The organism is Pedobacter jejuensis, assembly GCF_003725795.1.
Classification (GTDB): Bacteria; Bacteroidota; Bacteroidia; order Sphingobacteriales; family Sphingobacteriaceae; genus Pedobacter; species Pedobacter jejuensis.
Map to the genome: position 1 here is coordinate 274261 of NZ_RBEE01000012.1, position 15375 is coordinate 289635.

The 15375-nt window shown below is 36.7% G+C and carries 12 protein-coding genes; 7 read left to right on the top strand and 5 right to left on the bottom strand.

The features are described from left to right. Positions 1-114 precede the first annotated feature (114 nt). The 5 genes from D7004_RS08780 (at position 115) to rodA (ending at position 5829) form a co-directional block, all read left to right on the top strand. Positions 115-1137, top strand: a complete 1023-nt coding sequence (locus D7004_RS08780) for a rod shape-determining protein (RefSeq protein ID WP_056092903.1) — start codon at positions 115-117, stop codon at positions 1135-1137. Between the two features lie 120 nt (positions 1138-1257). Then, positions 1258-2049 carry a rod shape-determining protein MreC gene (mreC, locus tag D7004_RS08785; RefSeq protein ID WP_244214279.1) on the top strand — a complete coding sequence of 264 codons (792 nt, stop codon included), beginning with the start codon at positions 1258-1260 and terminating at the stop codon, positions 2047-2049. Further along, the gene (locus D7004_RS08790; RefSeq protein ID WP_123205498.1) at positions 2046-2561 is read left to right on the top strand and encodes a rod shape-determining protein MreD; all 516 of its coding nucleotides are present in this window, start codon (positions 2046-2048) and stop codon (positions 2559-2561) included. Before mreC ends, D7004_RS08790 begins: the two co-directional genes overlap by 4 nt. Next, positions 2561-4567 carry a penicillin-binding protein 2 gene (gene mrdA, locus D7004_RS08795; protein ID WP_123205499.1) on the top strand — a complete coding sequence of 669 codons (2007 nt, stop codon included), beginning with the start codon at positions 2561-2563 and terminating at the stop codon, positions 4565-4567. The genes D7004_RS08790 and mrdA overlap by 1 nt, the downstream gene beginning before the upstream one ends. Beyond that, positions 4564-5829, top strand: a complete 1266-nt coding sequence (rodA, locus tag D7004_RS08800; protein WP_123205500.1) for a rod shape-determining protein RodA — start codon at positions 4564-4566, stop codon at positions 5827-5829. The genes mrdA and rodA overlap by 4 nt, the downstream gene beginning before the upstream one ends. Positions 5830-6130: 301 nt before the next feature. Here the strand turns inward: rodA and D7004_RS08805 are convergent, their stop codons facing one another. Together D7004_RS08805 and D7004_RS08810 are read right to left on the bottom strand one after the other, a co-directional pair. Beyond that, on the bottom strand, positions 6131-6925 hold the full coding sequence (locus D7004_RS08805; RefSeq protein WP_123205501.1) for an SDR family NAD(P)-dependent oxidoreductase: 795 nt from the start codon (positions 6923-6925) through the stop codon (positions 6131-6133). 12 nt (positions 6926-6937) lie between these two features. Continuing rightward, a complete protein-coding gene (locus D7004_RS08810) occupies positions 6938-8095 on the bottom strand; it encodes a hypothetical protein (protein ID WP_123205502.1) in 1158 nt (385 codons plus the stop codon). 121 nt (positions 8096-8216) lie between these two features. Between D7004_RS08810 and D7004_RS08815 the strand changes: the two genes are divergently transcribed. Together D7004_RS08815 and D7004_RS08820 are read left to right on the top strand one after the other, a co-directional pair. After that, complete coding sequence (locus D7004_RS08815) at positions 8217-8798, top strand: thymidine kinase (RefSeq protein ID WP_123205503.1); 582 nt, start codon at positions 8217-8219, stop codon at positions 8796-8798. 15 nt (positions 8799-8813) lie between these two features. Further along, a complete protein-coding gene (locus D7004_RS08820; RefSeq protein ID WP_123205504.1) occupies positions 8814-9620 on the top strand; it encodes an SDR family oxidoreductase in 807 nt (268 codons plus the stop codon). 907 nt (positions 9621-10527) lie between these two features. Here D7004_RS08820 and D7004_RS08825 read toward each other — a convergent pair. From D7004_RS08825 to D7004_RS08835, 3 genes are read right to left on the bottom strand one after another with little or no spacing between them, the layout of a single operon-like run. Next, entirely contained in the window at positions 10528-13911 is a 3384-nt protein-coding gene (locus D7004_RS08825; protein WP_123205505.1) for a DEAD/DEAH box helicase, read from the bottom strand. 35 nt (positions 13912-13946) lie between these two features. Then, positions 13947-14807, bottom strand: coding sequence for an alpha/beta fold hydrolase (locus tag D7004_RS08830; RefSeq protein WP_123205506.1), 861 nt, complete (start codon positions 14805-14807; stop codon positions 13947-13949). 16 nt (positions 14808-14823) lie between these two features. Continuing rightward, a complete protein-coding gene (locus tag D7004_RS08835; RefSeq protein ID WP_123205507.1) occupies positions 14824-15291 on the bottom strand; it encodes a pyrophosphohydrolase domain-containing protein in 468 nt (155 codons plus the stop codon). Between the last annotated feature and the right edge of the window lie 84 nt (positions 15292-15375).

Here is a 15375-nt window from a genome sequence, read left to right on the forward strand (position 1 = left end):
TACAACTAATTCGATTAAAATGAACAATGAAAATAAAACTTAAAACAATAAAAAAGCTATTTTTACATTAGGAATAGTATAGATTTAACAAAATTAAAATAACGAACCTTATACATGGGATTATTTAACTGGTTTACGCAAGAAGTTGCCATCGATTTGGGAACAGCGAATACCCTAATTATACATAACGATAAAGTGGTTGTAGATGAACCATCAATTGTTGCTTTTGACCGTACTACAAACAAAGTTATCGCCATTGGTCGCCAGGCGATGCAAATGGAGGGTAAAACCCACGATAACATTAAAACCGTTCGACCGTTGAAAGATGGTGTAATTGCCGATTTTAACGCTGCAGAAGCGATGATTAAAGGCATGATTCGTATGCTAAACGGTGGTAAAGGCTGGATGTTCCCGTCTTTACGTATGGTAATTTGTATTCCATCGGGCATTACAGAGGTAGAGAAACGTGCTGTACGAGATTCGGCTGAAATCGCTGGCGCTAAAGAGGTTTACCTCATTCATGAACCAATGGCCGCAGCGGTTGGTATTGGTATTGATGTGGAAGAACCAATGGGAAACATGATTATTGATATTGGTGGCGGTACTACTGAAATTGCGGTTATCGCATTATCGGGTATTGTTTGCGACCAATCCATCCGCGTTGCGGGAGATAATTTTGATTCGGATATTGTAAATTACATCCGTCGCCAGCATAACATTATGATTGGAGACAGAACAGCCGAGAAAATTAAAATTGAAGTTGGAGCCGCTTTACCAGAATTACAGGATGCTCCTGCTGATTTCGCGGTTCAGGGTCGTGATTTAATGACTGGCGTACCAAAACAAATTACCGTTTCATATACTGAAATTGCACATTGTTTAGATAAATCCATTTCGAAAATTGAAGAGGCAATTTTAAAAGCTTTAGAGATAACGCCACCAGAACTTTCTGCTGATATTTACCAGACCGGTATTTATTTAACAGGTGGTGGTGCTTTGTTAAGAGGTTTGGATAAACGTGTTGCTGCCAAAACAAAGCTACCAGTTCACGTTGCAGAAGACCCATTACGTGCAGTTGTACGTGGTACCGGTATCGCACTAAAAAACATCGGAACATATAAATTCTTAATGCAATAACTAACATGGATAAGGTAGGATGGAAAATGAAACTAAGCCATTTCCCATCTTCCATTTCCCATTTTACCTCTTGATATGCGTAACCTTTGGATTTTCATAAGCAGATACAACGCATTTTTCTTGTTTTTTATCTTTTTTTTAATTGGTGTTTACCTTACCGTTAAAAATAATGCATACCAACGAAGCGCAACATTAAATTCAACCAATGAGGTTGTTGGCACAGCCTACGAAAGATTAAATGTTTTTAAGCGATATTTAAACTTAGGCGTGGTTAATGATAGTCTTGCGTCAGAAAACGCTAAACTCAAAACTAAACTGTTGGCGCTTACCACCGTAGATTCTACCAAAGAAGTACAGGTTATTGATACGGTTACCAACCAACAATACACCTATTTAGCCGCAAAGGTTGTTAAAAACTCTATTACCTTACGAAATAATGTAATGACGATTAACAAAGGTACACTCGATGGAATAGAAACCGGAATGGCGGTGATATCTCCACAAAGAGGCGTTGTTGGTTTTATTAGAGATGTTTCAGCGCATTTGGCTACCATCCAATCTTTACTGCATAAAGACACTAAAATTAGCGTTGTAATTAAAAAAGATAACGCATTAGGCTCTTTGGTTTGGGGCGATAATAACTTCGATATCAGAAAGGCATTTATAAAGGAAGTTCCTAACCATATAAAAATGAATGTTGGTGATACGGTCGTAACTTCAGGTTTTGGTCAGTTTCCGGAAGGTATTTTAGTTGGAAAACTCAGCAAAACCAATATTGCAACAAATGATAATTTTCTATCGGCAGAGTTAAATTTATTTAATGATTTTAGCACCTTGCAATACGTTTATGTAATAAAGAACAAACTGGCAAAAGAACAACAACTTTTAGAAACCCCTGTTAAAGCCAAATGAATAGCAGACTAATCATAGTAAATGTTTTCAGGTGGCTAATCCTACTTTTTGTGCAAATTTTCTTGCTTAAAAACATGGGCTTTTACGATTTATCAACGCCATTTGTATACGTGTTATTTTTGTTGCTCCTGCCCTTCGGTATACCAAACATTTTGTTGTATGTATTGGCTTTTGGTACAGGTTTAACACTCGATGCTTTTTATGATACCATGGGGGTTCATGCTACAGCTTGTGTGGTTTTAGCCTTTGTTAGAATATCATTTATAACAGTAAGTTTAAATAAAGATGCGATTGACGACCCAGAACCATCATTAAGTTACATGGGTTTTCAATGGTTTGCTCTTTATGCTTTTTTGTGTGTAATAACACATCACCTGGTATTATTCTTTTTAGAAACATTTAGGCTAACAGAAATTGGTTATACCTTAATGAGATGCGGCTTAAGTTGTATCTTTACGCTCCTATTAATCTTACTGGTAGAGTTTATTTTCTATAAAAGAACATCTCGTTAATGGAGCAATTATTTAATCGAAAGTATATCATTCAGGGTTTGTTTATTGTTATTGCCATAATTTTATTGGCGAAATTATTCTACATTCAAATTGTAAGCGATAAAGCTTTTGTTGCGGCTGAAAGTAACGTGCTTAAGAAAAAGTTTAAATACCCGGCTCGCGGTGCAATTCTTGACCGAAAAATGAGGGTAATTGTTCAAAACGAACCCGTGTACGATTTGATGGTTATTCCTAATGAAGTTAAATCTTTTGATACCCTGGCCCTAGCAAATGCACTCGATATTTCAGTAGAGGAAGTCCGAAAAAACATGCGGAAGGCTAAATTAAAATCCAATTACCAAGCCACTCCGTTTTCCAAACAAATTTCGGTTCAAAGTTACGCCCGCCTGCAAGAAATTATGTATCGTTTCCCTGGCTTTTCTACTCAGGATAGAACAATAAGACATTACCCGGATAGTGTCGGCGGACAACTTTTCGGTTATGTTAAAGAAGTAGATAGCGCAGATATAGCCCGTTCAGAAGGTTTCTACCGCCCTGGTGATTATAAAGGCAAAAGCGGTTTAGAACGTTCTTATGAGGAAATGTTACGTGGAGAAAAAGGCGTTATCAATACCGTTTATGACGCTAAAAACATCCCGCAAGGCAGCTATGCCGACGGTAAATATGATATCAATGCAGTTTCTGGAGAAAGATTAATCTCGGGGATAGATATAGAGGTGCAAAAACTTGGCGAACAACTGATGAACAATAAAGTTGGTGCTATTGTTGCCATCGAACCAGCATCTGGAGAGATTTTAGCAATGGTAAGTAGCCCCGGTTACGATCCAAACTTACTGGTTGGTAAAAGTCAGGGCAATAATTACATGAACCTGATTGGTAATCCTTACCGCCCATCGCTTGTAAGACCAATACAAGGGTATTATCCTCCGGGTTCCGCTTTTAAACCAATTGATGCTTTAATCGGATTGCAAGAAGGTGTTATCGATCCAAATACAACATTTTTTTGTCCGCATTATTACCAAGCCGGTAACCGCAGAATTAAATGTGAGCATTTTGATGGTTCCATAAGTTTAAGAAGAGGCATTGCCCGTTCTTGTAACACTTATTTCTGCTACGTTTTTCAAAAGCTGATTACCAAAAATGGCATGAAAAACCAGCGTTTGACTTATCAGGATTGGAGGGATAAAGTTGCCAAATTTGGTTTTGGAGATAAGCTTGGAGTCGATTTGCCTTTTGAACAAAAAGGATATTTCTATAATTCAGACCACTACGATAAGATTTATGGAAAGCGATGGGGATATACAAATGTAATTTCGCAAGCCATTGGCCAGGGTGAGATAACCGCAACGCCATTACAAATTGCAAATGCAATGGCTGTGATTGCAAATCGCGGCTACTACATCAAGCCACACTTAATAAAAGCCATGGGCGATAAATTGCTTGTGAAGAAAGAATATGTAACTAAAAATTACGTAGGCATAGATTTAAAACATTTTGAACCTGTTATTGATGGCATGCAGGATGCAGTAAATACCGCTTGGGGAACAGCCATTTTATCTAGGATCCCGGATATCATTTTATGTGGTAAAACCGGTACCGTTCAAAATTCGAGAGGAAAAAATCACTCCGTATTTATTGGGTTTGCACCCAGAGATAATCCAAAAATTGCGATTGCCGTAATTGTAGAAAATGCAGGTTTCGGAAGTACCTACGCTGCACCTATTGCCAGTTATATGGTAGAGAAATATTTAAAAGGTGCCATAAGTGGAAATAGAATAGCGCAAGCGGAGTGGATGAAAAATCAAAACCTCCTGCCATTGCTTATTGATAAAACCAAGAAAGCAAAGCTTACCAAAGCCGACAGTTTAATTATAAGAAAAACAGATTCTATTAAGCGCATTAACGATAGTTTAAAATTAAAAGCCGTCACCGCTAAACGCCCACTTTCGGCTCAGCTGGTAAAGAAACCTATAATTGCAACCAAACCCGAATCCAATAAAAGATGATACAGCAACAGGGCAACAGGTTTTTTTTCAATGTAGATTGGATTACGGTATTAATTTACATAGCGCTTTGTGTAATCGGATTTACAAATATCTACGCATCTGTACCACACAATGATGCGAATGCAGCATTTGATTTTAGTAGTAATTATGGCAAGCAACTCATCTATGTAATTTCAGGCTTAATTTTAGGCTTGTCCTTATTATTGTTTGATGGTCGCCTTTTTAACGTATTTGCCCCCTTTATATACGGTGGAACTTTGGTGCTGCTAGTTGTTGTATTGTTTATCGGAAGAAATGTTGGTGGTAATCAAGCCTGGATTCCGATAGGTTCGTTTAGGTTACAGCCGTCGGAGTTTGCTAAATTCGGTACGGCATTATTACTGGCCAGATATGTAAGTACCTTCAATCCAAAATTTAGAGATTTTAAGTCGATTTTTATTGCCGGAATTATTGTAGCCGCTCCCTTGCTTTTAATTATGCTTCAGCCAGATACGGGTTCTGCATTGGTATTTTTAGCCTTTATGTTTCCCTTGTACCGCGAAGGTTTATCAGGTTACTTTTTGCTGATATTTCTGGGTATGATTGTATTATTTGTTGCCGATTTCCTGGTACCAACTGCAGCACTAATTATAATTTTAATTGCAATCGGCGGACTTTTTATTTATGCCAACCGGCGAAAACAAAAGCTGATTATCACGACCGTATTCGTTACCTTAATTGCTATCGCCTATCTTTTTCTGATTAAAATAGCCTATGAAAAGGTTTTGGCACCACACCAACGCAGCCGGATTGAACTGATGCTTGGTTTAAAAACAGATAATAAAGGGGCGGGTTATAATGTGATACAATCGCAAATTGCCATTGGCTCGGGGCAATTAACTGGGCGTGGTTATTTACAAGGCACACAAACTAAATATGGCTATGTTCCTGAAAAAACTACCGATTTTATATTCTCTGTTATTGGAGAAGAGTGGGGCTTTTTAGGTTGTTCGGTTGTAATTGCCTTATATATTTTTCTACTGCTTAGATTAGTTAACCTGGCAGAACGGCAGCGGTCAACGTTTTCCAGAGTGTATGGTTACAGTGTTGCCTGCATTCTATTCTTTCACATTTTTATTAATATCGGGATGACGATTGGAATCATCCCCGTAATCGGGATTCCACTGCCTTTAATCAGTTATGGCGGTTCATCGTTATGGAGTTTCACCATATTGATTTTCATCTTCCTAAAACTTGATTCAAACAGAATGGGCTTTATTTAAGTTCTGTTGCGGGTTTTCTGTTGCGGATTGCCTGCCAAAATACCTCTAAACTTTGTATAATTTGTCTGCGAAATACTCAACTCTTTTGTTGCGGGTTTTCTGTTGCGGGTTGCCTGTCAAAATGGATATAATTATTGTTTTTAGCTCCAATAGTGGATTTAAGCTTGCACACAGTCAATTGTCAAGTAATAACAGGCAACTGAAAACCAAATCTACTCCTTGGTCTGTGTCCTCACAGACCAAAATAGTGATTTAATTGTCTGTTGAGACACAAACCATGACAAAAACAAAATAGGTTTATTTAAAGAATAGAGCGAACTAAGCCACCTTCTACCCTAATTGCTGCACCGTTTGTTCCTGATGCAAGTGGACTAACGTAATATGTTACCGTATTTGCAATTTCCTGTACATCTAAAAACCTTTTCAAAAGTGATGTGGGTCTCATATTTTTGAAAAAATCCGTTCCAACTTCAGCAACGGAAAGATTTCCTGATTTTGCTAAATCTTCTATGAAGCCGCCAACACCTTTAGATTTCGTTGGGCCTGGTAAAATAGAATTAACCGTTACCTGCGTACCTTTTGTTAATTCTGCCAATCCGCGACTAACCGCAAGCTGGGCAGTCTTGGTCATTCCATAATGAATCATTTCATCAGGAATAAAAACAGCAGATTCACTTGATATAAAGATTATTCGTCCCCAACCTTTCTTCAACATTTGAGGAAAAAGATGACGGGATAAACGGATACCACTCATAACATTCACTTCAAAAAATCTAAACCAATCTTCGTCAGAAATTTCTTCAAAAGCCTTAGGTTCAAAAATGCCGGCATTATTAATTAGTATATCAATTTCGGGAAGTCTGGCAATAAGCGAATCAACTTCTTTAGATTTGGAAAAGTCAGCAGCTATTCCACTTACGCTTTGAGTACCAGAAATATTTTGGAGCAATTTAACCGCAGCATCTACACTTTCTTCACTTCTACCATTGATAATAACATTAACACCTTCTTTTAACAAGCTTTCGGCTATCGCGAAACCTATTCCTGCGGTAGAACCACTTATAAAAGCCGTTTTATTTTTTAACTGTAAATCCATAATTTCTACTTACTAACTAAATCTTCTATTCAACAATTCGTAAAACTGATCAACAGTTGATTGTTTATTGGCCCAGTTGTATTTCGTAGCATAATTCTTTTGCAAGAAGCCATCGGCGGCTTCAAAATTTGGCATTTTGTTTACGATATCCAATGCTTCAGAGTAGGCCATGTTGTAGCCGCTAAACAAATCCTTTATAAACAAAAGTTTCTCGTTTAAATTTATGGCTTGCTTTAAATCTAAAATGGGCGCTTTCTCCACTTCATTCTGAGCTGCATTTGTTTTCGCAAGCAAATCATTTAAAGAAGGTGCAGGTTTACTCTGAATGTTTTGTTCAACCATTGGTTTAACCGGAACTGCTTCAGGAATAAAGGCTGGGCGATCTTCAACAGGTGGTGAGATGATATCATCATCATAATTATTTACATCTTCTACTTCCTTAGGTTCTTCCTCCGGTTGCTCATGTAAAGATTCAACCTCGGGATGATTTACAGCATATTCCTCATCATGAGATATCAAAAATGGCTCTGGTCCTATTTCATCTTCAAGGGCGGCAACTGGTTCATAGGTGTCAGTGTCCTGTTCCTTATCATGAATTCTCTTTTTTTGCGCCAGGATTTCCTCTTCCTCTTTACTTAAAACTCTATCGAAAATTTCATTTGTTGGTTTTTCTTCGTAATCAAATTTATCATCATTACTATGGCTACCTAAAACAAATTCGAAGCTATTAGAATCCTGGTCGGGCTTAAAAAAGTTATGTTCTAATATTTTTTCAGCAGTTTCTTCGCGTATATGTTCCTCCTCCAAAATTTCTTCTTCAGGCTGAAGGTCAATTCTTTCTTCCTCCTCTTCTGCAGCAACGATTTCTTCCAGTTCAGAAGGCTGAAAAGATTCACTTTCTGGCTTATAGCTTTGTACTTCAGGCAATACAATTGTATTTTGCTCTTCTAACAAAAACCCTGTATTCGTTTCAGCAGGTTTATCCTCTACCAAAGCATTTAACTTTTTTACAATTTTAACATGATCCGAAAGAAAATCGGCGTTAGCCAGAAAAAGTTCAACTTCTAATTCATTTAACTTTTCAGGGTTCTGAGCCAAAAATTGGTATTGCTCATTAAGCTCAGTCAAAATACTACCAATCTTTCTAAAAATATCTTGTTGGTTCATCATAAATTATTAAACGAATTTTTTGGTGATTTATGTTGGTAACTATGTATTCAAAAATAACACATAATTATGATATTTGTTCGGTTTATAAATTAAAGAAAGATAGGGCAAACGATATATTAGCATGTTATTTAGCGAACAAAATTTTAGGAGAAGAGGCGAATTTTCGGGAAGTATAGAGGTTGTTTGCGGCTCTATGTTTTCCGGGAAGACGGAAGAGTTAATCCGCAGACTAAAAAGGGCGCAAATTGCTAAGCTAAATGTCGAAATTTTTAAGCCCCGTACCGATACGCGTTACCACGAAAGTGCAGTAGTTTCTCACGACCTAAATTCGATAAATTCTACACCTGTTGATAGCGCTTCGGCAATTTTATTGTTGGGTACAAATACGCAAGTTGTTGGGATAGATGAGGCACAGTTCTTTGATAACGAATTACCAGATGTTTGCAATAAACTAGCGATGAAAGGCATCAGGGTAATTGTTGCTGGCTTGGATATGGATTTTTCAGGTAAACCCTTCGGACCAATGCCCGCTTTGATGGCAATTGCCGAACATGTTACCAAAGTAAATGCAGTTTGTGTTTGCTGTGGTAATCCGGCATTGTATAGTTACAGAACCGTTTCCGATGAATCTACCTTACTTTTAGGTGAAAAAGAAAGCTACGAGCCTCGTTGCAGGGCTTGCTATAATGTTGAAAAAGGTTAATTAGTTCAATAGTATATGGATTTATTAAAAGAAATTAAAACCGTTTCCATTTTAGGCTGTGGATGGTTCGGTTTCGCTTTAGCCAAATCTCTAATTTCGAGTGGATTTGATGTAAAAGGTTCTACCACAACGCCTGAAAAATTGAGAACGCTTAGTGCTGAAAAAATAGAACCCTACTTAATAAACTTCACCGCCGATAGCGTTTTGACAAATGAGCGTTTCTTACGAACGGATGTATTATTTATTTGTATCCCACCAAAACGGAACTCGGCAGAATTAAACGATTACCCTGAGAAGATAGAATCGATTTTAGAAGCTTCTGAAAACAAAGCTCGTAAGGTGATAATGATTAGCTCTACAAGTGTATTTGGTGATGAAAATAAAATTGTAAATGAAGATAGTGAAACCAATTCCGACACAGATTCTGGTAAGGTTGTATTAGCTGCAGAACAAATTTTTAGGTCTTTACGCCCGAACGACTACACCATTATCCGCTTCGCGGGATTAATTGGACCTGATAGAAATCCTGGAAGGTTTTTTGCCGGTAAAAGCAATGTGCCAAACGGTTTAGCTCCTGTTAACTTAATCCATCAACAAGATGCGATAGGAATTGCCATTTCTATTTTGGAAAAGCAAGCCTTCGGTAGAATTTATAATGCCTGTTCACCAACACATCCCACCAAAAAAGATTTTTATACCAAAGCTGCAAGAGAAGCCGGTTTAAAAGAGCCTACATTTCTTGATGAAAAAACAAGCTGGAAAATTGTAGAAAGTTTAAATGTTCCTGAGTTTTTGGGATATCAGTTTCAGGTGACGATTTAATATAGTTTATTATGATCTGTAAGGACACAGACCATGGAGTGGCTGTTTTATCCCCGAATTGCTTGTACAACACGTCTTGCTGAATTTATTTCAGCATCTTTCCTGCAAATAAGACCCTGAAATAAATTCAGGGTGACGCTAACTAAAAAAAAGCAGCTTATTAATAATGTGAAGGGAAATTAATATAACTTATTGTGGTCTGTGAGGACACAGATCATGGAGTGACTATTTTATTGCCGTATTGCTTGTAAGACACCTCTTGCTGAATTTATTTCAGAATCTTTCCTGGAAATAAGACCCTGAAATAAATTCAGGGTGACGTAAACTACAAAAAGCAGCTTATTGATGATATGAAGGAAAAATAATAAACGAATTCAGATTTACAATTAGCAAAACTATTGGTCAAAGATCTCTCTATTCCGCCGCGCTCCAATCGAGATGACGGGAATATACGACGTCATTTCGAGCGTATAGCCGAGAAATCTTTGTAATCTGAATTCGATTCTTATACTTTATACGTTTTCTTTTATCGCCATATTGTTTACACGACACCTCTTGCTGAATTTATTTCAGCATCTTTCCTTCGCAAATAAGACCCTGAAATAAATTCAGGGTGACGTTAACTAAAAAAAGCAGCTTATTAATAATGTGAAGGAAAAATAATACAACTTATTGTGGTCTGTGAGGACACAGACCACTGTGTGGCTATTTTATCTCCGCATTGCTTGTACGATACGTCTTGCTGAATTTATTTCAGCATCTTTCCTGCAAATAAGACCCTGAAATAAATTCAGGGTGACGTTATCTAAAAAAAACAGGTTATTAATAGTATGAAGGAAAGTTAATATAACTTGTTATAGTTTGTGAGAACCCAGACTATGGAGTGGAACCTAAGCTAAAATAATGTTTAACTCAATAAACCCAGCAACTCTTTTTTAGTTAAGTTTTTAAACAATCCGCCTTCACTTTGAATTAAATCTTTTACCAAATCCTTTTTAACCGCCTGTAATTTCATTATTTTTTCTTCAATCGTATCCGGGCAAATTAAATGAACAGCCATTACATTTTTGTGCTGCCCTATGCGGTAAGCTCTATCGATTGCCTGATTTTCAACCGCAGGATTCCACCATGGGTCAACTAAATAAACATAATCTGCTTCGGTTAAATTTAAACCTATTCCACCGGCTTTTAAACTGATTAAAAATACAGGAATGTCCTTGCTGTTTTGAAATGATTGCACAACCTCCTGCCTGTTTTTAGTCTGCCCGGTAAGGTATTCGTATTGTATTCCCTTAATTTCCAGCTGTTTCTTAATTAAATCAAGCATGCTTACAAATTGCGAGAATACCAGTATTTTGTGGCTATCGGCCTTCAATTCAATTTGCTCAATCAACACATCAATTTTTGATGAGGCCTGTATGTAAGATTTTCCATCGGCAAGCAAAGCGGCTGAATTGCAGATTTGCCTTAATCTGGTTATGCTTTTTAACACATGCATGGCGTTTTTGGGCAAATCATCTTCAGTTTTATTCATGATATAATCCTGAATTTCCTTTTTGTTGGCTTCGTAAACCTCACGCTGCTCCTCTCCCATTTCGCAGTATAAAATAATTTCAGTTTTATCTGGCAATTCTTTGGCAACTTCTTCTTTGGTTCTCCTCAAAATAAAAGGGCGAATTTTTTTCTGTAATTCTGTAGCTCTTTTACTGTCTTTAAATTGGTCAATCGGTGTCGAATACAAATCTGCAAACTGCTGTTTGCTACCAAATAAGCCCGGACAAGCGAACGACAACTGTCCGTACAAATCAAAAGTATTGTTTTCTACAGGCGTTCCGGTTAAGGCTACTTTATTTCTGGATTGCAGCATCCTTACAGTTTTATAACGCTGCGATTCCGGGTTTTTAATGTTCTGTGATTCATCCAGAAAAATATAATTAAAATGAAAATCTTTCAGATATCGAATGTCGGAAAGCAAGGTTCCGTAAGAGGTTAAGATGATTTCAAAATCATCAAAAGTATCTGTCCTTTTTATCCGGTCGCTACCATAAATTGTTTTCACGTTAATGGATGGGGCGAATTTCTCAACCTCTGCTTTCCAATTAAATATCAAGGAAGCAGGCACAACAACGAGATTTACATTGTGCTTAACTTTCTCTCGTTGCGTTAAAATAAAAGCAATAATCTGAATCGTTTTTCCAAGCCCCATATCATCTGCCAATATCGACCCAAAATTAAAATCATCTAAAAAGTTCAACCGATTTACACCATCTATTTGGTATTGCCGAAGCGTTGCCTGCAACGTTTTCGGAATCGTAATCTCCTTAATAGCATCATTCCCTTCAAACTTCTGCTTAAAACTTTTCAGCTCATCCCGAACGCTTCCATTAAGCATTGCATCTTCATATAAATCGCTTATCGAAGCATATTTTATTTTATGGGTAAGCAAAGTATCATCAACAATTTCGCCGGCGGTAAAGTAATCTGTAAATTTCGCAATCCAATCTTCGGGCAAAATGCCCTGTGTTCCATCATCGAGCGTTACAAATTTGCTCTTATTTCTAATGGATTTATGAAGATGTTTTAAAGCAACATTCTGCTTGCCAAACTTTACTTTCACCTTGGTTTCAAACCAATCGGTTCCGCTTAATACTTCAATATTGATTTCAGCTTTATGAGGGTTAAGCTTATTGTTTTTAAGATGATTGAAACCTAAAATATGAATACCTTTACTCCGCCAGGCTTCAAAAGCATCAAGAAACCACAATTCCTCTAAAAAGCGTTTGCGATGCAAGTAAAAAGAATCGTTGGTTTCCTGTTCATAAAAGAAAGGGTGTTGGCGAATAATTTCTCCCGTAAACTGTAATTCTTCTTCTTCATTGCGGTGAAGCGTGAACAGATTACCCAACTTATCTTGAGCCTGAATTTTATTTTTTGAAAGGACCGGAATTTCTAGATTTCCGTAACGCATTACCGGTGTAATCAAAATAAAATCTTCTGATTCGGAAAGATAGATAAGCTTTTCGATTTCCAAATCGAATCCTTTTTCTTCCATTTGCTTAGGCGTTGCTGGTCGCAGATAGGAATAATCTACATGAATATTGCCTTCCAATTGAATCAGGATATTTTTCTGAAACGCTGGATATTTGCTTTTATGAATGATTAGCCTGTTACTCTGTTTGATGAAGAAACCGATAACTTTTACCAAATCGGCCCTGGCTAACAAATAAAGCTGATCTTTAAGTTGAACAAAATAGTTATATCGGATAAAAAGGTTATCGAGCGAATAGGAGTTTCCCTTTATAATTAGTCTGCCGCTAATTTCAAAGAAATCATCCTTTTGATTAACGGTTAAGTGCAAATCAACATCTAAAATGTGCAACTGAACAGGAACTACAGATGTAGCCTGGATATTTGGAGATATCTTTGCATCATGTAAATATGCAGGAATGTTAAGCGGATTTTTTACAATCGCCTTTAATGCCGCCAACTCAACCTCTACTTGTTCTGTAGCAAAGTTGTTTTGAAATTTTGCAATGCCGCTATAATATTTAAGTTCAGAACTCTCTTCTGTATTAAAAATTAAATCTGCAGGATTTATGCTTTTAAAAGGATTTTTTGGCTTACCACTTTTGGTTATTTTCGCCTCAAAAAGTTCGATATTTAAGTTGTTGTAGTATCGGTGCTGACCGAGCACCAAAATTAAATTGCTTGTATCAAGCGCAGCAGCTACAGGTATTTTTTGTTTATCCGGTAGTAAGGCTAATTCAAGATTTTGTTTTGCTTCTGCATTGAAGGCCTGCAAAGAAGCCATTTTTGGTTTGATAATTAAGGTGTCGTTTTCTATCTTAAGATTAAAAAGCGCATCAAAATTATCTTCATTATCTAAGCCATAATCAGCCGCAATTTTTTTTAGTTTTTGGCGACGAAGATTTTCATCAAAAAAAATCAATAAATCTGGCCGTTGTAAAATATTGTACAAAACCTGGGCTTGGTGCTCGCAAAGTTTATTTTTTGGTGCATCGCATCTGCAAGACAGTTTTACCGAACTAGAATTTTGTTGAACCTGTACAATCGGAAAAAATGCTGAAGATGTTTCATAACTAAATGCTCCGAAATCTATCTGCAATTGTTCAGGAACAATACTGTAAAACCCTTTGGTATCGGTATTAATGTGTTGATTTAAATGTTTTAGAATAACTACAGTGCTTAGGTTTTTCAGGTTAAAATCCTTTAAAACATAATCGTAAGGGTTAAGTTCATGCGTTTCCAAGCTTGAGTTCTCTTCTTTCATTTATTGCAATATAATCAGAAAATGAAGGAACAAAATCAGATGGTAGATTTTATTTTTGCTACCACATCAGCAATTACTTCAGGCGATTTTAAAATTTTATAATGTCCGGCACCTTCATAAGTCTTCGCCTCGATTGTCTGGTTTTTATCAAGAAATGGTTTTAAATAAGCATAAGGTGAAATGTGGTCTTCTTTATCGTAGGCTAAAAAATGAGGCAGCTTATTTTGTAGTGTATAAAGTTCTTCAAGATTGAAATAATCTACCGCAACAGGAAATTCATCGCTGAAATTCTTAAAAAAATTAGCCTTAGCGGTAGCAGGAATATTAACACTATCCATGCTTTGCTCAAAATTTTCTTTCAATCTAATTAAAGGTGCAATGCTGATTAATAATTTCGACTGTATTTCGCTTTCCTGTATTGCAATAACGTTTGCCATGCAACCCAGCGAGTGACCAATGATTACATCAACTTTTGCGTAGTTTTCATGTATCGATTTTACCGATTCTGCATACAACATCAGGTTGGAAAACTCTGATTCAGAACTTCCATTTCCGGGTGCGTCAAAAGCAATAATTTCAACATCATCCAGTTTTTGAAGTTCCGTAATCAACTCAAAAAAGTCGGCTGCTTTTGATGCCCAGCCATGTGTAAGCAAAATTTTTGTTTTTCCGTTTCCCCAGCTAAAGCAGTTGATGGTTAGTTCTGCACCTGTAAAATAGGTATCGGCAACTGGTAAAGTAAATGCTTTTGATGTGGCCAAAATTTGCTCTTGGTGCAAACGCAAGGGCATTTTAGGCGAATAGAAAATATATTGGCGTATTAAATCTTCAGCATTTTTATCCTGAATGCTTGTTGAGCTTTTAAGCTCCGTAATCATAGCCTTTAATCTTTTCAATCGCTCTTTTCTTAGGTTAGACTAATATTGTTTTTAAATCAGCTGGTGAATAATTTACAGACTTTAAGGTCTTATCATCCGATTTTCTAAAAACTAAAAACAAGCCGTCGATTTCTTTATAATATGATTCTGTACCATCTTTATCTGCATAAAATTGTATGGTTTGCTCGGCTTCTTCAACCGTTTTGCAAGCCTTGCTCATATTAGAGCGATGAACTTCATCAAACAGCGTTTTAAATTTTCCACCCAAACCAAATTCGTGGATAGCGCCTGCCAAAACGTATTGTAAATCGCAAAGTGCATCAGCAACTTCAACTAAATCATCATTTTCAACAGCTTCTTGCAGCTCTTTTAATTCTTCTGCCAGTAACGAAATACGAAGATTTGCCCTTTGTTTTGATGGAATAACTGGTGTTTCTAATATTGGATGTTTAAAAGTTGTATGAAATTCTGCAACTTGATTGAGCGAATTGGTTTCCTGCATTTTTGTATTCTTTTATGCAACAAACTTAAAAAAATTGAATGAGAAAGAGTTAGTTCATTTGTTTTATTGTTTCAACAATTCATC